Here is a 21,106-nt window from a genome sequence, read left to right on the forward strand (position 1 = left end):
CGGGTGAACGGCGACTTCGCGTACATGCTCGTCTTCCTCGCCGTTGCGGCGTTCGATGCGGGTGTATCCTCGGTCTCGATGCGATTGTCGGGGTGACTTTTCGTCCGTCTGTTCGAGTTCTCGCGGTCTCGCTTCCAGCACGTACGTTATGGTCGCTCGCGTCGATACATAGACACACGTAGTTCCGGTGGAATTTCAGACGGGGATTGCAGCGACCGTAAACCGGCTACCGAGAGACGATGACCAACTACGACGACCTCTTCGCTACGACCGCCCCGACGAACAGCGTCTTCGCCGATAAAGCGGCGTTGAACCCGCTAACGCCCTCCGAGAAAATCATCGCGCGCGACATCCAGGAACGACGGCTGGCGACGCCTCTCAACGGCGTTCACGAGGGATATCTCCCGCCGACGGTGGCGGTTTATGGCCCACCGGGGACGGGCAAGACGCTGACGACGCGACGCGTTTGTGAGGAGTTCGCCGCACGCCACGAGGAGGTGGCCGTCGAGTACGTCAACCTCAAGGAGTGTCGAACGATCTTCAGCGTCGCAAACGAACTGTTGCGGGTGCTTTCAGGCGAGTCCAAGCAAGCGTGGGAGGGACTCGACGGTGTCTTTGCCGGCATCTGGGAAGCACTCGAGGAGTATCCCGAATGGACGGTGCTCATTCTCGACGAAATCGACCACGTCGCCCACGACTCCAACTACGACCCGAACGAGTTCTTCTATCGACTGCTGCGCGGTGAAGGGCGGCTGCAACGAGGCATTCAACTGTCGGTGTTTCTGTTGAGCAACGAGTTGCTGGAGGTGGATCTGCGCCTCGACAGTCGCGTCAAGAGCGCGATGAGCGGTGAACAGCTCTTTTTCCCGCCGTACTCGAGGTCGCTATTGCGACAGGTACTAGAGCCTCGTGTTACACAGGCGTTCAAAGAGGATGCACTATCTGAGACGGTGTTCGAGTATGGGGTTCAGCAGGCTGCAGCGCGGTGGGGCGATGCACGGCGGACGATGACGCTGTTTCGCAGAGCCGGCGAGACCGCAAATGAGCGCGGATTGACGGCGCTCGACGAGGACTGTATCGACGCCAACCTCGAGTTGACCGAGAAGGAAGAGACGATCGATAAACTGCTGCAGCTACCGTTCCAGCAGTATTTCGTCCTCCAGGCGGTGGCCAGCTACACCGATCGTCGAACCGACGAGATCGCCCAGCCGGTGACGACGGCGCAGGTTCACGAGGCGTATTCGAGATTCGAGTTACCGACGCGAGCGACGCTCGGCGAGCGTGCGATTCGAGAGACGGTGACCGAGCTGGAGACGATGGGACTCGTCGAGACGTGGATCGACGCACGCGGCCGCGACGGACGCGTCAAACAGATACAGACGACGTTCGACCCGGAGTGGGTCCTCGAAGTACGGCCGGCGTACTTGGAGGCGCTTCGGCGGTCGTAGGCGGAGACAGATGAGGAGTAGTTGGTGTTCGATTCTCTGAGGAGTTGAGTTGTACTCTACTCGTCGCAGACGACGTCTCGGAGTTCGTCAAGGAGGTCAGGGTGGTGTTCGGCGAGTAGCTCGACGTCTTCTGTGAGTTCTTCTTTGATTCGACGACGAACCCGAGAAGTCGCTTGATATTTCCTGTCTTGACCGTGTTCCCCAGTAATTTGTTCTCGCTCTGTATCTGTGAGGAGTGCACGGCTCTTAGCCATACTTCCCTGTTTGGTGGTCACCATTACAATATTTACTAACACGTTGTCGCAAATAGAACTTAGTATATTAGCTAACGTTAGCACATACAGACACCCTTATGCGGTTAGGAGATGTACTACTGTTCGAGGACACTCGGTAATGTCGCGAAAAGCGGCCGGTGGTGCAACACCGACCGAGGGTTCTCTCAGGTGAGGAACCCATGAGTACGGAAGCAACACGACATCAAAACGCTGGTGTTACTGACGAAGACGTAGAGAATTCGATCTCCGGCCCGCACGTCGGTTACGACGCGTACGGTCGGCGTGACCACACCTACTACCGCTGTGAGGAGTGCGGCTGCGAGGCACTACGAGTAATCGACCTCCTGCACTATGCGGGGTGTCCAGTCGCATGAGCGACGAGGAACTGTTGGTCGGCCCCGAACTCGAGGAGTGTCCAGTTTGTGGTGCCATCGGACTACCCGAGCGGATCGAAGAACACGACTGTGAAGTGTTTCTCGAGGGACGAATCCGAGACGCCGAACAGGGAGACGGTCGCTCGAAAAAGGAGTGGCTGTCGGCTCAACGCAATCCGATTCTCACCGCGCCCGCGAGCCAGGTGCTTACTGGACTTTCTGTCTCTCGGATGGAGGCCATCTCGTGTGCCCGCTGTGCGACACCACTACGAGAGGGTGCGTCGGTCATCGCGCTCGTCTCATGGTACTCACGAGAGGCGCGTTGGAAACCGCTCCATCTGTGCTGTTCGAGTTGCCTGCCGACGCTGGAGGATAAGTTCCACCGCCAGACCGTCGAGAAGCCACTTCCGGAGTTACTTGTTCTGGCCCGTCTCGGAATTCGTTCGGTTCCGAGCCAGCGTCGACATCGGCTCTGTCTATCGGAGATTGAGCGAGTTGCACGGTGCGGGCCACTAGGAGGTGCCCGATGAGAGCCAATGGAGCAGACGATTCGGAAGGTCAGCGACTCGCCCGGCTTGAAGCGAAACTCGCGGAAGTGGAGTCAGAACTAACGGCCGAACGAGAACAGCGGCAACAGCTCGAAACACGGCTCGAATCGGCCGAGCGTGATGCAAACGTCGGGCGACGGCTCGCGTCGACGCTTCGGTCGTACGTCGTCGGCGAGTACGACGCTGAGTATAGCGTCGATGAGTTCGACGCGATGTTCGACGAGCAAGGCTCCGTTCTCGCCCGACTCGATATCCTTGAGGGGGAAATCGAGACCGTAGCGCAACATCGGGCGTGGATTCTCGACGAGCGACGGCTTCGAGGCCGAGAAGATGGGCGTCTCGCGCGACGTCTTAGCGTCGTCGAAGACGAAGTAGGAATCAATCCACCGGAGGCTATCACAATCGGTAAAGGAGGTGAAGAGGGTCGGACGCTGTCTCGCTTAGAGCGGTTTCTTCGCTTTGGCCCGACTGCGGTTGTCGATCACCCGTATCCCGTCCATCACCGTGCGCACGAGATTGGATTGCATCTCGGCGAGTGGGGGATGCGGATTAGTGATGTGAACGGCCGACGGATTCGACTCTGCTCGAAGCGTGATGATTTGAAGCAGAAACTCGAGGCGAAACGCGACGAGAGCTTGCAGTGGACGCAGGTATATCGGGCGATGGAGAAATTAGAGGATATCGCGGATGGTCATATTTGCCTCCGTGAAGGTGGCGAAGTCGAAGGACGATACGTCCTCGAGGTACGCTACGATGACTAACCGTACCGCGATGAAGGTGATGAACTGCGAAACCGGAACGGTGAGACTCGAACTGACTTACAGATGTTGCAATCGCAGGCAACTACAGGGGGGGTGGTTCGAACGGCGGTTAACCGACTCACGGTATTCGCTCAGCGTTGTTTTGTTTGCTTTTTGGACCGCCGTTTGGTGGTTCACTACTGGAGGGTCCCTCTCCTCGAACGGCAGTCGACGGCAGTCGTGGACACGACCAGCGAAGATTCGAGTCTCACAGCAGGTGTATGTGGGCAACTTCGAGTTGAAGGAGTTACGAGGTAATTGGTTCTAAGGGCGTCTCGCTGTTCAAGATCTGTAACCTGGAACGAGCTCGCCGACCGTTAGCTCAACGGCGCTAGTCTGCATTGAACCGTTGTCTGGCCAACCCGAGAGTACTGGATGACACCATTCGCTAAGGCGAGACCACAACGAATCAATCGCAGGTCGGTTCCAACAATGAGAGTCCGCTATCGGTGAGTAAGGATGCTGTGGCGCCGTAAAGTTCGAGATGCTCGTCGAATTCGGTGAGTTGGATGGTTAGTGGCTCTGTACGAACGAAGTCGTCGAGATGACGCTCGATACCTGAGACGGCCCAGTTGGGATTTTTGAGGGCGATTGACCCTCCCAACGTAATTATCCTGCCGTAGTCTGCATCAAGGAGTCCAGTTGTTGGTACAGAAATACCATGGAGGAGGTTTGGAGAAGTGGTTTGAGCGACTCTCTAGCTGAGAGCAACTGCGGACAGCGAGACTGCTCGCTCTCTGAATCCTCAAAGTCGCTTCGGTTTCAGTTGCGACGTGGCGAGTCAGGCTTCAATCGATTGATATTGGTCTTCCCACGACCGTCGCTCTCGAATGGCTTCTCTTCCCTTCTCTGTGATTGCGTAGTAATTCGTTCGACGGTCGATTGGCCCTTTCTCAACGTATTCTTTGTTCACGAGGGTGTCGAGGTTCGGATAGAGCCGTCCATGGTTGATTTCGCCATCGACGTACCCTTCGAGTTCAGTTTTGACCTGCTGTCCTGATGGTTGATCGAATCCTGAAATCACGTACAGGAGGTCTCGCTGGAAACCACTCAAGTCGTGCATATGATATACCCCACAAATTTGCATATAATAGTTCGTAGTGTCATTATTTCTGACAATTAGTGCGGGCGATGGCTAACGCTTGACTCTATTTCCAATCCTCTGACGGCGGTAAGTCACCGACGGTGGGCCGATAACTTGTCGAACTCTGTCTCGAATCTTCGAAATTCAGTAGCAGATCTCACTCCGCCTGACCGCTGAGGTAACATAGATGGTGAACTACCGACTGAGCGGACACCGTACGGTTTGACCAGTCGCTCGAACTGGTTGACTCGCCGATTTTTGATTTCGAGCGGCATCTTCGGCCTAATCATAGCGTTTATCATCCGGCGATTTATTCCACAATACGATGCTTACAGGGTGGCGGTATCGGGTCGTCAGCGTCGTCGGCGCTGCCAGTCTCACGGCCCTCGCGGTGTACTTCGCCAACCACCCGCTGCCACAGGAGCTGTTTACGGCGTACGTCCCGATTTTCAACCGCCTCGAAGCGCACGTCCTCGACGGGACTTCGCTCAGCCGTGCGGTCTGGACGGCGGTTCTCGCCGTATTCGTCTGCTTAGTCCCATTGTACAAACCGCGTCCACGTCGAATCCTCGACGTCGTCGCGCTCACGCAGAAACACGTCCTCGTCGCCGGCCTCGCGCTCGCGACGTTCGGTTACTTCGAGTGGTCGCATCGCCTGCCACGGGCGACGCTCGTGATGGTCGTCTGCATGCTTTTGGTCGCGCTCCCGGCGTGGTTCGTCTGGATTCGCCGTCGTCCCCCGGCCGACACCGAGCGGACGATCATCGTCGGCGACGACCCGATGCTCATAGAGCGCATCGCCCAAGAGGTGTCGGTGCTGGGCTACGTCTGTCCGACGAGCGCACTTCCGCGCCGACAGCGGACGGTCGTCGACGGCGATGCCGACGTGACCGACGCGAGAGCCGACGGCGGTACCACGCTTCCGGAACTCTCGCATCTCGGCGGGTTCTCGCGACTCGACGACGTGCTCGTCGAACAGCACGTCGACACGGTGGTGCTGGCGTTCGTGCGCCCCGACCGCGCGGAGTTCTTCGGTGCGATCGACACGTGTCACGAACACGGCGTCGAGGTGAAGGTCCACCGTGATTACGCCGATTCGGTGCTGACTGCGGAGGGGAGTGTGGGAACGCTCGTCGACGTCGACGTCGAACCGTGGGACATGCAAGATTACATGCTGAAGCGCGCGTTCGACGTGGCCTTCGCGGCGACGGGACTGCTCGCCCTCTCGCCGCTGTTGCTCCTGGTCGCGATTGCGATCAAACTCGACAGCGACGGCCCGGTGCTGTACGAACAGGAACGGACGGCCGTCTTCGGCGAGACGTTCGGCGTCTACAAGTTCCGGAGCATGGTCGAGAACGCCGAAGCCGAAACCGGTGCGGTGGTGAGCCAGGAGGACGCCGGCGGCGTCGACCCCCGAGTGACGCGCGTCGGGAAAATTCTCCGGCGGACGCACATCGACGAGATTCCCCAACTATGGGCGATTCTCGTCGGCAAGATGAGCGTCGTCGGCCCCCGCCCCGAACGTCCGGAGTTGGACTCCGACATTCAGTCGGGTGTGCTCGACTGGCAGAAGCGGTGGTTCATCAAACCGGGGTTGACCGGATTGGCGCAGATCAATCACGCGACGGGCCACGAACCCGACGAGAAGATCCGCTACGATATCGAGTACGTTCGGCGGCAGTCGCTGGGGTACGACGCGAAAATCGTCGTGCGGCAGTTGTGGATGGTTCTCGAAGATATCCTGGAGTTCGTTCGGTGAGGGCGAACCGAACGAACCTTACTCCTCGTTCTACAAGCGCTGCGTAATGCGTATTCTCCGCGTCGCACAGACGGTGTATCCGGAGGTCAAAGGCGGCGGTGCGTACCACGTTCACGCGATGAGTCGCGACCAAGCGGCGATGGGTCACGACGTGACGGTGCTGACGCTCTCCCGCGGCGTCGACGAACCACACCGAGAGCGACGAGACGGATACGATATCGTGCGGTACCCGGTGACGACGAGTGCACTCGGGAACGACATCTCACTCGGTGTCGCGTCGTTTCTTCGGGACGCACACTCGTTCGACGTAATTCACGCGCACTCACATCTGTACTTCTCGACGAATCTCGCCGCTTTGAAGCGTCGGTTGGGAGATATTCCGCTGGCGATTACGAATCACGGACTGTACTCGCAGAACGCACCGAAGTGGTTGTTCGATCTGTACCTTCGGAGCGTCGGGCGGTGGACGTTCAATCAGGCCGATGTGGTGTTCTGCTATACGGAGACCGATAAGCAGCGAGTTGGTGATCTCGGAGTAAGTTCCCATATCGAAGTAGTTCCTAACGGAATCGACACTAATCGGTTTACTCCTGACGGACCAAAGAGCAACCTGATCGATGCGGATGGTCCAGTCGTGCTGTTCGTGGGCCGGCTAGTCGAAGGGAAGCGACCAAGCGATGTGATTCAAGCGGTGGCAACAGTTCAAGAGGAGTACCCTGACGTCGAATTATACCTGTGTGGTGAGGGGTCACTAAGTGATGAACTTGAGGAACTCATAGAGAATTTGGATGTCGATGAGGCCGTTCGATTCCTCGGACACGTACCGTACGACGAAATGCCGAAGGTGTACCGCAGCGCAGACGTATTGGTGCTGCCGAGTCGTGCAGAGGGGTTACCGCGTACCGTGCTGGAGGCCCAGTCGTCCGGTATCAGCGTCGTTACGTCTGACTTGGAGCAAATATCAGACGCACTCGGTCCGAACGGACAGACATTCGAGGGAGGAAACGTGATGGATCTATCCAATGTGTTGGCTCGGGTAGTAGGACAGAATCAAAGCGATCAAACGGCCGAAGTCCAGTCATGGGAATCGACGGTAGAACTCACTACTGACCATTTGAGAGCGGTAATTCGACGTATGTAGTCAGGAACTGAGAAAACGATTAACTTCAGAAACGATTTCGTCGACGTTTGTCGTAATGTCTGTGGGTCTCTCGTTGACTACAGTAAGTTCCTCGAACTGTGAATACTGAGACGAGAGATCATCTACGAGGTCTTTAAGTTCGTCGAACACGTCGAACGCGTCTTCAAGTGAGTATCCGTCGTCCACGGTCGGTTTCACTCGACTCCAGTTCGAGTCTCTACTTGCGAGACGATCAGTAATGGTCTCCCTATCGGTAACTACCTGAACGACAAATGTCGGAACAGTTCGATACCTCTCTCTGAGCAAAGATTCTATGCGAAATTTGACTTTCGGATGTTCGCTTAGTGCGGTTGACCAGTACCCTTGGAGGGGGCCCTGATCTATAACAGAGATACCTCGTTTACGGTTATGTCGTTGAATAACCCCATTGACGAAGAACCAGTTGAAGCTCACACTTCTCGTATCGCTTGACTCCACGAGACTGCGCCACGGTAGAGCTCCTATCGACTTAGCAGCAAATCTCGGATTAGTTACACATAAGAGTCCTGAATAGGCTGCTTTCATCGAAACACGCACCATAGGAGATAGAGCATCAACTCGGTTGTTTGGTTGGTAAACCTCGAATCCAGCATCCCTTAATCTGTCAGCTAGAGCCGTCGCGAGGGTTGTCTTCCCAACTCCGGGAACGCCGACGAACTCAACGAAAAGTGGGTGCCAACCGTCACTCATCTGGTTTCAGGAGATACACGTGTTCCTGGGAGAGAATTGGGAGAACGCGCTTTGAGGCGACAATCGTAAATCCATCTCCCATAATCTCTCTCGTTACTTCGGATGTTTCGTAACAGTGCTCACGTTCATCGCCCCCGAGAATCCGTTGACGAGCGGTACGCCGGTACGAGTGAAACGTCGATTCAACTCCTGTCGAAACTATCACGTAGTCAGCAACAGAACCGAGTTCTTTGAGGATTCGCCGCTTCGTGTCGCTTGGGACACGATGGAGGAGTCGAAGACAAACAGCTACATCGAACGACTCATCAAGCGTATTAGTGATTCCTTCGGCGTCGCAAATTTGGAACCGGGCGTTCTCAACTCCAGTACGCTCGTACTCCGACTCAGCAACTTGAAGCATATTCTCCGAGATGTCACAGGCAAGTACAGACGATCCCGTCTCCGCAAAGACTGGTGCCAGTTTTCCAGTTCCAGTAGGAATATCCAAAACTGACGCGTTAGGGACTTTGTTGATGAGATTTTTTATGGTCTGCCTTTCCCGGCTAGCGATTAGACGGTGCCGCCAGTGACCTTCATTAGAGAATGCCTCATGATAATTTTCAGCTACTTCGTCAGACTTGTAATAGTCCTTCATTTCCGACGAGTAGTCGAATGTTCGTTCGTCACTCATTCTGGTTTTTGGATACACTCTTTGTTAATTACTGTTGTTATTTCCTCCTTCGATTTTCTGGATAGTCTATCTATATTAGGCTATCGTAGTTTAAGAAACACAGTAAGGTCTCAGAGTGACGCCGACCGACAATTAGCATTGTAGTCAGTTCAAAATATTCATATCTAACGGCTAGAAATACACGCCTGACTTACTAATGCGAAAGTGGACCAAGTATCTTGTTTGGTTCGTTCCTGCGCTCGGATTGATTCCACTACTCACCGAGAAAATCCCGGTGACGATACACGGAGCTCGGGAGATCGCAGGATACTTTCAGTCACTCGCAATCGCACGAGCTGGATTGGCCTCATATCTCTTTTTGACCCCTGAAGTTTAGTGCCTTGCATCTTCACAGTTGGCTGACCGCACCGCTCGTCGCTCTTGGATATGTAGAAGGTGGCCGACTCATCTCTTTGGTTGCTGCGGTCGGCGCCGGAATCTGCCTGAGTCTCATAGCCCGTCGGGTTGCTGGACGCGAAGCGATGCTGCTTGCTCCCGCTCTCCTCTGGGTGCAGCCGATGTTCATCCGCCACTCTTGGGTTTATCAGCCAGATACACTCAGTATCGCACTAACGACTGCTGCCGTTCTCACAGGGCTGCTGTTCATCGAATCGAACGATGACCGATGGTACGTCGCTGCTCTCGTACTCCTCGTTCTCGACATTACGAACCACATGTGGGAGGCCATCGCCGCACTTCCACTCGTTGTCCTTTTTCTCCGGGACCGTCGGTGGATCCGCGCAGGCGGTGTCGTGGTTCTAACGCTCGTGACGATTCCGACAGTCATCTGGTTGACTGAACTGCAGCTAAGCGGTGCAAGTACGCTCTACACACACGGCACTCACAGCGTCGGCCTCGGCATCTTCCTCACTCCCGGGTTCTGGTTAGCCCACCTCGACTTCCATCTCTGATATCCCGTGCCGTACGGTGTCGCACTCACGATCACGCTATTCGGTTCCGTCGTCGCCTGCGTGTATTGGGCCACGCGTGCAGTTCGGACGAACGAACTACGGGCCCACCTCCTCTGGTCGTGGCTTGCTGCTGGACTCGCGATTCCTCCACTCCTCACGAAGGGTTACACGATTCACTACTACTACTTGTGGGGATTGCTCGCACCGTTTTCCTTGACAGTAGCGATCGGTGGAAGGCACTTCCTCGAATATCTCGAACAGAAAACCTCAATCGAAGGGGAAGAAGCGCTTCTATCCGTCATCTCTGCCCTCGTGGTTGCGTCACTTCTTTACTCGGCCGTCTTCCAGATCGGTCTACTCGGTGGGTCTTCTGTTCCTGTGGCCGGACAGATCGAGGGGGAAGGTCTGGAGGCGCCGAATACGATGCAAGCGAGCGCCGAACTTCGTGAGCTCGACGCAAATCCAGACGAGATTTTGTTCGTCGGGGAATGGGAGAACGATTTCAATAGAGATACTGGGCGGGTCGTCGTGTATAGCGATATGCTCATCCGGCAACGGACGATAACCGAGTCTGGAGGGCCGGAGCGAATCACCGATCCGGATGCGGTCCGTGATTGTTCCGACCTCGAAAACGACGAGTCGAAGATCGTTTTCCACCGAGTCAACGGAACTATCACGACCCTCGATTGTCGGTGACGAATCGGTGAGAACTAGCTTTCACCGTAGGACGAAACCGATATCTACAGACAAGATGGACCACGAATTCGTTCGTAGGAACAAATGAGCGGCACACCGAGTACGAGAGAGAGGATGCGAGTCGCTCTGAGCGTAGCAATACTCGCATTAGTGCTTCGACTGGCTGCCATCCCTCTTTCTATACTCCGAATTAATCCATACTCCCAAGCTGATGTCTATGGTTTCGAGGCGGCCGCAGCAGAAACGGCATCGGCTCTCGCCAGCGGTCAACTACCGGTCGTGAGACTCGGCGACCCCACGTTGGTCTGGGGGGTGATGCTCTCTCCGTTCTGGTTCCTTCCCGGACCGAGCGCTCTCTACGCTAGAGTCGGTATCGCGTTTCTGGGAGCAGCAGCAGTCTACAACGTCGTTCTGCTCGGTATTCAGCTTCACTCCCGGCGGGCGGGTATCGTCGCTGGAGTACCATTGGCCGTCCTCCCGAGTCTCGTTCTCGTACACGCTTCCTTGCTGCGAGAGGCAGTCGTTCTCTTCGCGCTGACGTCAGTAGTTCGTCTATGGCTCGCACCGCCGCGACGACTCCGACAGACGGTACGCGTCGCGTTGGCTGTGGCGTTATTGCTGGTCGCGACCGCACTCCGAATCGAGAACGTCCCCTTCTACGCGCTCGTCGTCGGTGTCGGCATCGTCGCGACACTCCTCGAACGTGAGCGAGTTCCGTATCCGTCTCTCGCAGTACCGGCCGTCGGAATAGTGGGTGGTCTAGTCGCAGCGTCACAACTTCCGAGAGTGACCAGATACCTGACGGAGATCAGAGACGCTCGCGCACGCGGTCGAGCAGTGTACCTCGCCGACGCGCTCCCGGCGAACGGCCTCGAACTGATCGCGTTCTCGTGGGTCGCCGCGGCGTACTTCCTGTTCGCGCCGTTCCCGTGGATGGTCTCGACGCCAGCGGACCTCGTCGGGATGGCCGAGGGATTGGTGACGCTCGGGTTCGCCGTCGCGAGTATCTGGGGCGTGCGCTCTGCCGGGCGCGTCGCTCCTGCGGCGACTGTGACGCTTCTGGTCGGACTGCTCGTCGGAGCGACGCTCTACGGACTCGCGAACGCGAACTACGGGACGACGATACGCCAGCGACAGATGTTCACGTGGGTGCTGTATCTGTTCGGGGGAATCGGCGTGTGTGAGCACTTTCGGATACGGTGGTAAACCCGACGGAAGAGAACGAGATGACCATGCTCTTGCCGTGTTGGATACGTCCTCAAGAGTCGTGTACGATGCTCTCGTACATCCTCTCCACCTTCTCGGTTAGAACGTGGAAATTCCGCCGTTCACTCACGTAGTCGCGCCCCCGTTGACCCATCTGTCGTCGCTGTTCCGGTGAGGAGAGCAATTTCTCGATCGCCGCCGAAAACTGGCCCACGTCGTAGTCGACAGCCATTCCTGCATCAGACTCTTCGAGGACTGCGCGCTGGTCGGGAGTCGCCGACGCCACTACCGGCGTAGCCAAACTCATGTATTCGAGAGTCTTGATCGGTGCGTTCATTCGGAGAACGCTGTCTATCGGGAGCGGAGAGAGCCCGATATCCGCGGCAGCGACTGCGGCGTCAATCTCGTCTCTGTCTGTTATCCATCCGGTGAACGTGACGTTTGAAGAGACGCCCGCCTCCGAAGCGAGTCGTTTCAGCCGCTCACGCCGCTCCTTCGAGCGACCGCCGAGCATGAACAGTTCGACATCGTGCGATTGCTTTACCTCCCCGAGTACGTCGAAGAGGAACTCCAATCGACGTATCGGAGACATTGACCCCATATAGAGGAGGACGTGATCGCTTTCGACGCTGTACTTCGATTCGAACGAATCGCCGTTCGGAACTTCGTCACTCACTTCGGTTCCCGTGGGCAGCACTTCCATCGGCGTGTTGTACCCTCTACGAGAGAGGTACTCCGCCATCGCTTCGCTGATAGGGAGTAGGAGGTCGGCTTCGTCGGCGACGACTCGGCGAAGTCGCTTCCCGAGATGGCCTTTCACCCACGCCGCTCGGCTCTCGAATCCTTCACGATAGGCTTCGACGAGCGATTCCGCTTTGAGATGTGAAATCTGGTGCGCGAAGGCTACGTCGTGAGTGTTCGCGATGTGTGCCGCGGCGAGTCCCATCGGGAGGTCGTTTCGGACGTGAACGATCTCGAAGTCGGCGAACTCGATGTCGGTCGAGAACAGCGCGTTCTCGGTGATTCTCCCGGTTCGATAGCGGAGGTAGTTTCGGACCGGGTCGAACGCCGTCTTCGGGAGGACGTACACATCGGAGCCGTTCCACGTGTGGCGTTCGGTTCGCTTTTGGTCCGGGTCGTCCGGCCGCATCACCCAGGTCACGTCGTGACCGCGTTCGACGAAGTTCTCGGCGTAGACATTCGTCAGGAACTGGTGGTCGCAGGGGTAGGTCCAGTCGGCGAGTAATAATATCTTCATTTCATCTTCTTCCGTTACAGCGATTGGCTAAAAGTGGCACGTTCATCGCTGTGTCTCTCTTTTGTGACCCTACTGCCATCTTTGTGAAACTATTTCAGAATCGCTCTCCGTGAGAATTTTATATCTAATTGGATTGGCAAAGTATGTAGTGATCGAATCTAACTCCTGGTCAGTAGATGACTATCTGACATTCCTTCATTTTCGCTACTATCCTGCCGGTGGGAAGACAGATATTCCACCACAAATTCGGAGTGCTATCTCTAATCAAACTCTTGAATATTCAAAACCTGAACTACTAGAACGTGGTGAACAGTGCATACTACAGTCAATAAAGAACCATATTAAGAACGCTAGTGCAAATAATACGCATGTAGTCCCTCTTAGCGGTGGACTTGATTCTCGGACAATATTAGCGGCTCTAATCACGAGCAATAAGGTAGACCAACAAAATATCAAAACTGTGAGTTTTGGGTCCCCCAGAACATGGGACTTCGAGTTAGGACAACAAATTGCAAGGGCTGCAGGGGTGAAGAACATTGCAATAGACCTTACAAGTCCTGAGGTAGATTGGTCTATTGATAATTTACTCAACGTTGCGCAGTCATCCTCGAAACCAGTACCAATCTTAGAAGCGCGGGCAAACCGACTACCTGTCGAAAATTTCGAATCAAAAAACACCATCTTTTGGTCTGGATTCATGGGGGACCCTAGCGTGGGATCTCACCAGCCCTCAAATCCTCATAGAGATTGGGAGCTAGCCAAATCCGAGTTCATAGACAATAATTTGATTATAGGTGATTCACCACTACATAAGCCAGATTTCGTTGGTCAACTACCAAGTGAAGCATATTTTGATGAATCTCTTCTGACCTATGAAGAACAATTAGACTTTGCTATTAGACAGGAGAACTATATCCGACCAACAGTTGTACCTGATGAACAATATCTCACACCATTTGCCTGTGATGAGTGGCTCTCCTTCTGGCTAAACATTCCGAGAGACCAACGTAGAGGCCGTAAGTTGTTTAGACAGGTTGTTTATTCAGCATTTCCTGATCTATTTTCACTCCCGTCTAGCACAAATTACGGACTTCCAATCACGTCTTCAAGATTACAGGGTAATCTCAATGGTGTAAAGGAAATCGCCAAAAATTGGTTGTATAGTAAGATATATAAGAAAACTTATACGCATCCCAATACCAATTATTTAAATTTCGAATCAGCAATTCGAGGCCCTCACCAGTTACATAAAAGTGCCGAATATCTCCTAGAATCATTCGAAGAACGAGACATCTTGGAGATTAATCTTAGCTCAATATGGGACCAGCATCAGGCCGGTGAAGATCATACTGAGTTGATCCGTTCGGTCATGTCTCTTGAATCGCACCTATTGTCCAATTAGTGGCCCATATCGAACAGCCCTTTAATTAGGTGGGCCGCCATTGATTTCACGTCTTTTAATTTAAACTGCCGAATTGCTCTAAATAGAATGATTGCCCGCTCCTCTTTGCGATTTGTAACTACAGTCTTACCCATACTCGTGAAGTATATGCGATTTTTGTCCAGTCTATTTATTTCATGAATTGCGTCTGTCACGTCCCCTCCTTGACGAGCTCCATGACCATCCACTTCTTTGAGTCGGCCGTGGAAAATCTTCACTCTTCGACTCACACGGCCGTACGTTCTGAAAATACAATTGTACTCACGGGTTAGCGTGTGTATACCTACATTTGACTTGTAGAGAGAGCGTCTAAACGAGGCTTGATCTGGGGGGTGATCCATGACATAATCACAATCATGTCTATACCCTTCTCTCCAATCTGAAAATAAATTGGATACATCATCATTAGCTTTGAATGCGATTACCCCAGTATTGTATTCTGGCACACCTTCGGGTAGTGTGTTTATCGGATGGTTTTTGGGAATATTTACCTCACCAAAGTTGTATTCAGTAAGATTATGTGATGCAGCCACATCCCACTCGTTTAGAATCTCAAATAATTCTTCAACCCCGTCTTCAAGATAGATATCTGTATCAAAATATATTGTCTTTTTAAACGGGGTTTTGTGTATATTTTGGACTTTAACGCCAAAGTCACCCGAATTAGTCTGTGAATTGAGTGTGATATCAAAAATACTTGGAGGAGAATCAACCCATCTTTCGCTGGTAATGAGTGCAATCGGAATATCTCCCATAGTATCTCTAACGGTCTGGGCAGATTTCACCGCTTCCCTAAGAAAATTTTCTTCGGTTGCAATATATAAAATGCCTCTCTCCGGAGAAGACGCAGAAACATTCTCGAACATACAAAATTGACCTGTTTAGCATTAGAAAAATCTTCCCATCAGATACTGGTTCGCCCAATTTCAACTTTCCTGTCAATTGTGAGTGCCTCTATGCAGACTGTACGTTATACAGCTTTCCGTATACTCCATCGTTTGAGAGAAGTTCTGCATGTGTTCCAGATTCTACTACTCGCCCCTTCTCCATCGTGTAAATCCGATCAGCGTTCGTCACCGTCGACAACCGGTGCGCGATGACCAGCATCGCGTAGTCGCGCTCCATCGCCTCGATACCCTCGTGCACTTGCTTCTCCAGGGACGTGTCGAGGTCGCTCGTCGCCTCGTCGAGCACCAGCAGGTCGGCGTCCTTCAACAGCGCTCGCGCGATGGCGACGCGCTGGCGCTGTCCGCCTGAGAGCATCACGCCCTGGTCGCCGAGCACCGTCTCGTAGCCGTTCGGCAGGTCGTCGAGGAACTCGGTGATCTGGGCGATTTCGCAGGCCGTTTCGAGTTCGTCCTGCGAGACGTCTCGATTGCCGATGGTGACGTTCCGTTTGAGCGTGTCGTTGAAGATGTGGGGGTCCTGTCTGACCACGGAGACGCGCGAACGCCACTCGTCGATGTCGACCTCCGTATGTGGCGTGCCGTCGGCCGAAATCGACCCCTCGTCTGGGGTGTACATCCGCGCGAGCAGCGAGACGATAGTCGACTTTCCGGCCCCCGAGGGGCCGACGAACGCGACGAACTCTCCCCGGTCGACGGCGAACTCGACGCCGCGAAGCACGGGTTCATTCTCCTCGTCGTAGCTGAACCAGACGTCGTCGAACGCGACGGTGTCGATGCGGTCGGGGAGCTGCTTCCGACCATCGCCGGGTTCGCGACTCGCCGAGAGCTCCGCGACGAACGCCTGCGTTCGGACGAGATGCGGAAGCTCACCCTCGACGCGGTAGACGAGTCGGTTCAGGTTGCTCACCTTCGGCCCGAGTCGGAACATCGCGAAGAGGAACACGCCGAGCGCGCCGAGTTCGAGCGACGAGAACGTCAGCGCGGCGTAGATGAGGACGAACACGCTCACCGCCGTCACCAACTGATAGAAGTTCGTGATCGCCGACTCGTTGCGGAGCAGTTTGATCCGCGAGCGCTCGAACTGCTGGACCGACTCGGTGAACCCCTCCCGAAGTTCGTCGGCGAGACCGAACAGTTTCACGTCGCGTATCCCCTGCGTTCCGGCCTGTGCGTTCTCCTGAATCCCCTCCTTCGCGTCAGCGACCTCATCACCCAGCGAGTAGCCGCCCTCCAGAACGTTCCGGAACAGGACCGCCACCGAAGCGAGGAGCGCTGCCGTGACGACGGTCAGTACGGGCGCGAGATACAGCGCGATGGCGACGTACATCAGCGACAGTAGCGCCTGCTCGACCGTCTGGAGCGCGTAGCGAATCACGCGCCCGGCGTACTCCGCCTGCGTGACGATGGCGTTGAGGATATCGTCGGATCCCTCCGTGTCGAAGTAACCGATTTCGGCGTCGAGTGCGTTGTCGAACGCCTCCTCCTGTAGGTACCGAACGTACTGCGTCTCTATCGCTCCGCGGAACCACCCGACGAGGAAGCTCGACGTGAACCGGACGGTCATAATCGTCACGACGCCCACGACGAGATAGCCCATCGTGAACGGGATTCCGAGGAAACTGTAGAGAGTGAGAAACAATCCGAGCAACCCGTCCGCCTCCCCCGGGTTGACGCCGCCTGACTGGGCGAGTTCGACGATGGGAAGGATGAAACTCAGTCCGAACCCTTCCAGCACCGCGGCGACGACGCTGAAGAAGACGACTGCGGAGGCGAGTTTCGGCTTGAATTTTGCGACTCGATACATCGCGCGAAGCTTCTGACGCCAGCCGAGTCCGACGTTCGTATCCTGGAGAGTAGACATGGAGCTAACCGGGGTCCGTTGAAGAATTTCTCAATGGGGCGAATACAAAACAGCGTCGTTATGCTACGATGTTGTCACCGAATCACCTGTGGTAATTCATATTGGTTACTGCTGTTAATTGGTAGTATATTTATTTGTATTAAACTAAATTATCTTGCTATGTTCGTAGAGAGGCTATATATACCCTAAATCAGAGAGATGAGACTGGATATTCTCTGGGATACGCTGTTCTTCTGACTTCTCCTCGTTCTTTTCTAACGTAGAAACAAGCTCTCTCAATTCGCGCTGTAAATACTCATTTTTGTCATTTCCATTGTTTTCTATGTTCCATCCGTTGACGGTCTCGAACCCAAAAGAACCCTCTGATGTTATAATTCCATTCTGTCGTGTGTCATACTTTTGGATCGTCTCTTCACTCATTCCACATTCTTGCAGGTATTCAATTTGACTTGGACGGATTCCATGATATTCTGTTAATATTGGTTCTGAATCAATTTTGGAAAGAAGATTTCGCCCACGTGACGGATGTTCTACCTCGCTAACGGATAAGACGGTTTGATGGATATCTAATAACGAAACTACATCAGATCGCTGTGTAGAATCTTCATTAGGTGCAATGATTGCTAGTGGGACGTGTGTTAGTTCAGAGTATAATCCATGCCAGTGGTGACAAAGTCCGTATTCACCGAATAATTCACCATGATCAGAACAGAGTATTATATACTCGAAATCATCTTTTATTGTGTTGTACAGCTCTTCACATCTTTCTGATAAGTACTCCCCAGTTTTAACGTAATTATCCCAACAGTTTCGGTGTTCTTCTATATCTCCAAATGGCTCAAACTCGTTATCCAAATGTGATGAATGGGCCTCCATCAAATTAATATAGAGAAATTCACGATCTCCAAAATTTGTCTTTTTAGCTTGGTTAATTACTTCTTCTGTACCATTGAAGCTATTCGTTTTTGCTTCCCAACCAAACTTAAACGAACGAACCGTCTCATAATCCTCGAAAACACAATTCAACATGGCTAGCGAATACGCCAGCCAAGTGGGCTTATTTGACTCCGAAATGTATTTCCTCCAAGGGAAAATACGTTCCTCGGTGATCTGAGCTCTACCAATTGGAATAAACTGACTAAACCCTTTATCAAATCCTTGCTGGCACATTAAGAGGTTTTCACACCATGCACGCGTAGTATATCCTTCTCTCTGTAACAACTCGGGAAGCACTAAAATATCTTCACGCAGTTTTTCGCTTTTCGCGTGAACGCCGCTTTCACTTGGGTACTTTCCTGTAAACATTGCACCATGAACCGGGATCGTGTAATGGCTTGGTGCCCATGCGTTCTCAAAATTCACTCCTGGTATCCAGTCGAAAAAGCGGTCAAAAACATCTTTCCGAAGCGTATCAAGCGTGATTACCGCAATATTCGTCATTGAGGCCTAATCTAACGCATACCAAATAATTCTTGTCTTTCCAGTAAAGACAAATAAAAACAATATATCTCTATCTATATGTGCATTCCAATCATAAATTGAGCCAAATTCAACTTCCTGATTGTAAGACTACATTTCGGGAGGATCGACCCGGAACGAATTAGTCCCCTGATGCGTCTGTCCGAGATATGCTCGAATCCGGTGGTTCTCGATGCCTCTAATCGACGACGATGGCTCGCTATTCGGTCTCGTCAACGTCGTCGACGCGCTCGTCGCGTTGTTCGTCGTCGCACTCGTAATCGGTGGGTCGGCGTTCGTCCTCGCCGACGACTCGGAGCCCGTACCGACTACCGACGAACCGGAGACCGAGACGCGCTACGCGACACTCGACCTCGGCGACCAACCGAAGTACGTCGCCGAACTGCTCTCGGAGGGAGACGCGACCGTCTCCGAGAGCGGTAACCTCACCGTCACCGACGTCTACGCCGTCCCGACCCAGACGTCCGACCGCCGTGTCTTCGTCCGTGTCGAACTCACGGGCGAACCGAGCGACGAAACCATCCAGTACGATGGCGATATCCCGCGAGTCGGCCGCCAACTCACCATCGAGACCGACGACTACCGGACGGACGGCACGATCACTACTGTCGACGAGACGGATTCGAACCTCCCGACCGAGAACGAGTCGATGCTTCTTCGAGCGACGGTTCCCACCGAGACCGCCGAAGCCATCGAACCCGGCGACGAGTACGATGTCGACGGTCGGACCGTCGGCACCGTCGAATCTGTCACCGCCTACGGCACCGACGATCCCGACCGCAAGCGCGTCTACGTCGGCGTCACCTACCGCGCTCTGCGGCTGAACGGCGACCTGCACGTGGGCGACACACGTCTACACGAGAACGTTGCCCTGTCGTTCGAGACCGACGCGTACGACTTCAACGGTACCGTCGCTCGCGTGGGGACAACCGAACAATCCGGCGAACCCGCCACCCGAACCGTTCAGCTCGAGATCGAAAACGTCGATCCGGACCTCGCCGACAGCCTCGATACTGATATGGCGGAGCGCGTGCGCGGGGAGACCGTCGCCGAACTGACGCGCGTCGACGTCGAACCGTCGACGGTGGTTCTCACGAGTGAGGACGGCCAAATCTACCAGCGCGACCACCCCGTCGAGAAGGACGTCTCGATGACCGCCCAGCTGTCGGTTCGCGAAACTCCCGCCGGTCTTACCTTCAAAGGCGAACGCCTCCAACAGGGCGACGAGGTCGTCCTCGACCTTGGGACTGTGACCGTCCGCGCGACCGTCGTTCGGATCGAGTGACGAGGTGACCGTGATGACCGAACCCACCGAATCCGAGTCGAACTCCCTATTCCCCACGGCGCTGTCGGAATCTCGCGTCGTCCGCAACGCCCGAAGCGCGGCGGATCGATTCGCTGTAATCGCCGACCGCGCTCGACCCCTTGTGACGAACTCCTATCTCTACCGCTGGCTCACCACCGAGCCCGATCCGGAGGTGATCGTCATTGACCTCCGGGAGACGTACACCGTCGGTCCGTTTATTCGGCTGCTCGACCGGCTCGCTCCCCCTATCCGGCGCGCGTTCGAGCACTCCACCGTCGGTAGACTCGCCATCGCGGTGAGTGGTCACCTCGTCGCTTGGGGTGAACGTGTCACCGAGACGCGCCTCGGCAAACTGGCCGTCGCGGCCTTGGAGCCGCCAACCCCGCCCCAAGAGCGAGCGCTACGAACGCAGACGGCCGACGAGGACGATGTGGAGACGAGCGAGTCTGATAGAATGCGCTCCGATGAGCGCGCATCGCGACGAGAGTGAGTGAACGCGAAGCGTTCGCGAACTACGTCACGGAAGCGAACCGACCGAAGTGGTACTGCTGTTCGGAATCCGATTTACGCACCGAATCCAGCCGTGATTCCCGAACTCAATAATTTTACCTAGGAGTAGATTTATTTCGCTTAGGCCGCTACAGAAGGACATGACTCACTCCGACCCCGGCGTCGACGCGTGGAAGGAGCATACGAGCGCCTTCGACAGAGTCCGGTCCGTCGCGCAGACGGTCTCGGAACCCCGATCGGTGTCGTGGATCGCCGAAAAAGCCGCTGTTTCGGAGAACACCGCTCGCGGGCATCTGCGACGCCTCGTCGAGATGAACGTCCTCCTCACGTTCGACCGCGACGGCCGCACCACGTACGCTCCCGACCCCCTTCACACCCGACATCAGACGCTTCGCGAACTCCTCGACGAGTACGATCACGAGGGTCTGATCGCCCTGAAGGAGTCTCTCCAGACCCAGATTGAAACGTGGCGCGGCGAATACGGGGTCGCCGCACCCGAAGAGCTCCGAACGCTGGCCGCCGACACCGAAACCGCCGAGGAGACGGCGACCGTTCGTCGGACGGCCAACGACTGGGCACTCACCGAATACCGACTCAGTATCGTTGAGGAAGCGATCGACAACTACACGACGTACAGCCGTCGCGGGACGGCCTCCGCGTAGC

The 21,106-nt window shown here is 54.8% G+C and carries 21 protein-coding genes; 13 read left to right on the plus strand and 8 right to left on the minus strand.

The window, feature by feature from the left end:
* The first annotated feature begins 239 nt into the window (after positions 1-239).
* On the plus strand, positions 240-1,448 hold the full coding sequence (locus LAQ74_RS00420) for a Cdc6/Cdc18 family protein (protein WP_224333810.1): 1,209 nt from the start codon (positions 240-242) through the stop codon (positions 1,446-1,448).
* A gap of 56 nt (positions 1,449-1,504) precedes the next feature.
* Here the strand turns inward: LAQ74_RS00420 and LAQ74_RS00425 are convergent, their stop codons facing one another.
* Positions 1,505-1,702 carry a hypothetical protein gene (locus LAQ74_RS00425; protein WP_224333811.1) on the minus strand — a complete coding sequence of 66 codons (198 nt, stop codon included), beginning with the start codon at positions 1,700-1,702 and terminating at the stop codon, positions 1,505-1,507.
* Positions 1,703-1,902: 200 nt separating this feature from the next.
* Here LAQ74_RS00425 and LAQ74_RS20730 point away from each other — a divergent pair, with 200 nt between their 5' ends.
* Genes LAQ74_RS20730 through LAQ74_RS00430 form a run of 3 tightly spaced genes read left to right on the plus strand, consistent with a single transcriptional unit; the run spans position 1,903 to position 3,406 of the window.
* Positions 1,903-2,097: a DUF8118 domain-containing protein gene (locus LAQ74_RS20730; protein WP_484494575.1), complete on the plus strand. Its 195-nt coding sequence runs from the start codon at positions 1,903-1,905 to the stop codon at positions 2,095-2,097.
* On the plus strand, positions 2,094-2,627 hold the full coding sequence (locus tag LAQ74_RS20735) for a DUF8112 family protein (protein ID WP_484494576.1): 534 nt from the start codon (positions 2,094-2,096) through the stop codon (positions 2,625-2,627). The genes LAQ74_RS20730 and LAQ74_RS20735 overlap by 4 nt, the downstream gene beginning before the upstream one ends.
* Positions 2,624-3,406, plus strand: a complete 783-nt coding sequence (locus LAQ74_RS00430; protein WP_224333812.1) for a hypothetical protein — start codon at positions 2,624-2,626, stop codon at positions 3,404-3,406. The genes LAQ74_RS20735 and LAQ74_RS00430 overlap by 4 nt, the downstream gene beginning before the upstream one ends.
* Before the next feature lie 820 nt (positions 3,407-4,226).
* Here LAQ74_RS00430 and LAQ74_RS00435 read toward each other — a convergent pair.
* The gene (locus tag LAQ74_RS00435; RefSeq protein WP_224333813.1) at positions 4,227-4,508 is read right to left on the minus strand and encodes a PadR family transcriptional regulator; all 282 of its coding nucleotides are present in this window, start codon (positions 4,506-4,508) and stop codon (positions 4,227-4,229) included.
* Positions 4,509-4,854: 346 nt separating this feature from the next.
* Here LAQ74_RS00435 and LAQ74_RS00440 point away from each other — a divergent pair, with 346 nt between their 5' ends.
* Together LAQ74_RS00440 and LAQ74_RS00445 are read left to right on the plus strand one after the other, a co-directional pair.
* Positions 4,855-6,288 carry a sugar transferase gene (locus LAQ74_RS00440; protein ID WP_224333814.1) on the plus strand — a complete coding sequence of 478 codons (1,434 nt, stop codon included), beginning with the start codon at positions 4,855-4,857 and terminating at the stop codon, positions 6,286-6,288.
* Positions 6,289-6,334: 46 nt separating this feature from the next.
* Positions 6,335-7,429 carry a glycosyltransferase family 4 protein gene (locus tag LAQ74_RS00445; protein WP_224333815.1) on the plus strand — a complete coding sequence of 365 codons (1,095 nt, stop codon included), beginning with the start codon at positions 6,335-6,337 and terminating at the stop codon, positions 7,427-7,429.
* Here LAQ74_RS00445 and LAQ74_RS00450 read toward each other — a convergent pair whose 3' ends face one another.
* On the minus strand, positions 7,430-8,158 hold the full coding sequence (locus LAQ74_RS00450) for a nucleoside/nucleotide kinase family protein (RefSeq protein WP_224333816.1): 729 nt from the start codon (positions 8,156-8,158) through the stop codon (positions 7,430-7,432).
* On the minus strand, positions 8,151-8,828 hold the full coding sequence (locus tag LAQ74_RS00455) for a class I SAM-dependent methyltransferase (RefSeq protein WP_224333817.1): 678 nt from the start codon (positions 8,826-8,828) through the stop codon (positions 8,151-8,153). The genes LAQ74_RS00450 and LAQ74_RS00455 overlap by 8 nt, the downstream gene beginning before the upstream one ends.
* A gap of 380 nt (positions 8,829-9,208) precedes the next feature.
* On the opposite strand from LAQ74_RS00455, the gene LAQ74_RS00460 reads away from it, so the two are divergent.
* From LAQ74_RS00460 to LAQ74_RS00470, 3 genes are all read left to right on the plus strand, one after another.
* On the plus strand, positions 9,209-9,778 hold the full coding sequence (locus tag LAQ74_RS00460) for a glycosyltransferase family 39 protein (protein ID WP_224333818.1): 570 nt from the start codon (positions 9,209-9,211) through the stop codon (positions 9,776-9,778).
* Between the two features lie 6 nt (positions 9,779-9,784).
* Entirely contained in the window at positions 9,785-10,474 is a 690-nt protein-coding gene (locus LAQ74_RS00465) for a hypothetical protein (protein WP_224333819.1), read from the plus strand.
* A 279-nt stretch (positions 10,475-10,753) separates the two neighbouring features.
* A complete protein-coding gene (locus LAQ74_RS00470; protein ID WP_224333820.1) occupies positions 10,754-11,680 on the plus strand; it encodes a hypothetical protein in 927 nt (308 codons plus the stop codon).
* A gap of 52 nt (positions 11,681-11,732) precedes the next feature.
* On the opposite strand, the gene LAQ74_RS00475 is transcribed toward LAQ74_RS00470, so the two are convergent.
* Positions 11,733-12,938 (minus strand): glycosyltransferase family 4 protein, encoded by a 1,206-nt coding sequence (locus tag LAQ74_RS00475; RefSeq protein ID WP_224333821.1) that lies wholly within the window; start codon positions 12,936-12,938, stop codon positions 11,733-11,735.
* 148 nt (positions 12,939-13,086) lie between these two features.
* On the opposite strand from LAQ74_RS00475, the gene LAQ74_RS00480 reads away from it, so the two are divergent.
* On the plus strand, positions 13,087-14,340 hold the full coding sequence (locus LAQ74_RS00480) for an asparagine synthase-related protein (protein ID WP_224333822.1): 1,254 nt from the start codon (positions 13,087-13,089) through the stop codon (positions 14,338-14,340).
* Here the strand turns inward: LAQ74_RS00480 and LAQ74_RS00485 are convergent.
* The 3 genes from LAQ74_RS00485 to LAQ74_RS00495 form a co-directional block, all read right to left on the minus strand.
* The gene (locus LAQ74_RS00485; protein WP_224333823.1) at positions 14,337-15,245 is read right to left on the minus strand and encodes a hypothetical protein; all 909 of its coding nucleotides are present in this window, start codon (positions 15,243-15,245) and stop codon (positions 14,337-14,339) included. The genes LAQ74_RS00480 and LAQ74_RS00485 overlap by 4 nt on opposite strands.
* Before the next feature lie 88 nt (positions 15,246-15,333).
* Positions 15,334-17,148, minus strand: a complete 1,815-nt coding sequence (locus LAQ74_RS00490) for an ABC transporter ATP-binding protein (RefSeq protein ID WP_224333824.1) — start codon at positions 17,146-17,148, stop codon at positions 15,334-15,336.
* A gap of 174 nt (positions 17,149-17,322) precedes the next feature.
* Positions 17,323-18,588: a sulfatase-like hydrolase/transferase gene (locus LAQ74_RS00495; RefSeq protein ID WP_224333825.1), complete on the minus strand. Its 1,266-nt coding sequence runs from the start codon at positions 18,586-18,588 to the stop codon at positions 17,323-17,325.
* 211 nt (positions 18,589-18,799) lie between these two features.
* Here LAQ74_RS00495 and LAQ74_RS00500 point away from each other — a divergent pair, with 211 nt between their 5' ends.
* From LAQ74_RS00500 to LAQ74_RS00510, 3 genes are all read left to right on the plus strand, one after another.
* Positions 18,800-19,912, plus strand: a complete 1,113-nt coding sequence (locus LAQ74_RS00500) for a DUF4330 family protein (RefSeq protein WP_224333826.1) — start codon at positions 18,800-18,802, stop codon at positions 19,910-19,912.
* 13 nt (positions 19,913-19,925) lie between these two features.
* On the plus strand, positions 19,926-20,423 hold the full coding sequence (locus LAQ74_RS00505; RefSeq protein ID WP_224333827.1) for a hypothetical protein: 498 nt from the start codon (positions 19,926-19,928) through the stop codon (positions 20,421-20,423).
* A gap of 160 nt (positions 20,424-20,583) precedes the next feature.
* The gene (locus LAQ74_RS00510; protein WP_224333828.1) at positions 20,584-21,105 is read left to right on the plus strand and encodes a DUF7342 family protein; all 522 of its coding nucleotides are present in this window, start codon (positions 20,584-20,586) and stop codon (positions 21,103-21,105) included.
* Position 21,106 lies beyond the last annotated feature (1 nt).

This window comes from Haloprofundus halobius (genome assembly GCF_020097835.1).
In the GTDB taxonomy this organism is placed as follows: domain Archaea; phylum Halobacteriota; class Halobacteria; order Halobacteriales; family Haloferacaceae; genus Haloprofundus; species Haloprofundus halobius.

Bases quoted from the DNA above. Each gene is read 5' to 3' on its own strand.
- LAQ74_RS00420 (WP_224333810.1), top strand. From the start codon at position 240: ATGACCAACTACGACGACCTCTTCGCTACGACCGCCCCGACGAACAGC.
- LAQ74_RS00425 (WP_224333811.1), bottom strand. From the start codon at position 1,702: ATGGCTAAGAGCCGTGCACTCCTCACAGATACAGAGCGAGAACAAATT.
- LAQ74_RS20730 (WP_484494575.1), top strand. From the start codon at position 1,903: ATGAGTACGGAAGCAACACGACATCAAAACGCTGGTGTTACTGACGAA.
- LAQ74_RS20735 (WP_484494576.1), top strand. From the start codon at position 2,094: ATGAGCGACGAGGAACTGTTGGTCGGCCCCGAACTCGAGGAGTGTCCA.
- LAQ74_RS00430 (WP_224333812.1), top strand. From the start codon at position 2,624: ATGAGAGCCAATGGAGCAGACGATTCGGAAGGTCAGCGACTCGCCCGG.
- LAQ74_RS00435 (WP_224333813.1), bottom strand. From the start codon at position 4,508: ATGCACGACTTGAGTGGTTTCCAGCGAGACCTCCTGTACGTGATTTCA.
- LAQ74_RS00440 (WP_224333814.1), top strand. From the start codon at position 4,855: ATGCTTACAGGGTGGCGGTATCGGGTCGTCAGCGTCGTCGGCGCTGCC.
- LAQ74_RS00445 (WP_224333815.1), top strand. From the start codon at position 6,335: ATGCGTATTCTCCGCGTCGCACAGACGGTGTATCCGGAGGTCAAAGGC.
- LAQ74_RS00450 (WP_224333816.1), bottom strand. From the start codon at position 8,158: ATGAGTGACGGTTGGCACCCACTTTTCGTTGAGTTCGTCGGCGTTCCC.
- LAQ74_RS00455 (WP_224333817.1), bottom strand. From the start codon at position 8,828: ATGAGTGACGAACGAACATTCGACTACTCGTCGGAAATGAAGGACTAT.
- LAQ74_RS00475 (WP_224333821.1), bottom strand. From the start codon at position 12,938: ATGAAGATATTATTACTCGCCGACTGGACCTACCCCTGCGACCACCAG.
- LAQ74_RS00485 (WP_224333823.1), bottom strand. From the start codon at position 15,245: ATGTTCGAGAATGTTTCTGCGTCTTCTCCGGAGAGAGGCATTTTATAT.
- LAQ74_RS00490 (WP_224333824.1), bottom strand. From the start codon at position 17,148: ATGTCTACTCTCCAGGATACGAACGTCGGACTCGGCTGGCGTCAGAAG.
- LAQ74_RS00495 (WP_224333825.1), bottom strand. From the start codon at position 18,588: ATGACGAATATTGCGGTAATCACGCTTGATACGCTTCGGAAAGATGTT.
- LAQ74_RS00500 (WP_224333826.1), top strand. From the start codon at position 18,800: ATGCCTCTAATCGACGACGATGGCTCGCTATTCGGTCTCGTCAACGTC.
- LAQ74_RS00505 (WP_224333827.1), top strand. From the start codon at position 19,926: ATGACCGAACCCACCGAATCCGAGTCGAACTCCCTATTCCCCACGGCG.
- LAQ74_RS00510 (WP_224333828.1), top strand. From the start codon at position 20,584: ATGACTCACTCCGACCCCGGCGTCGACGCGTGGAAGGAGCATACGAGC.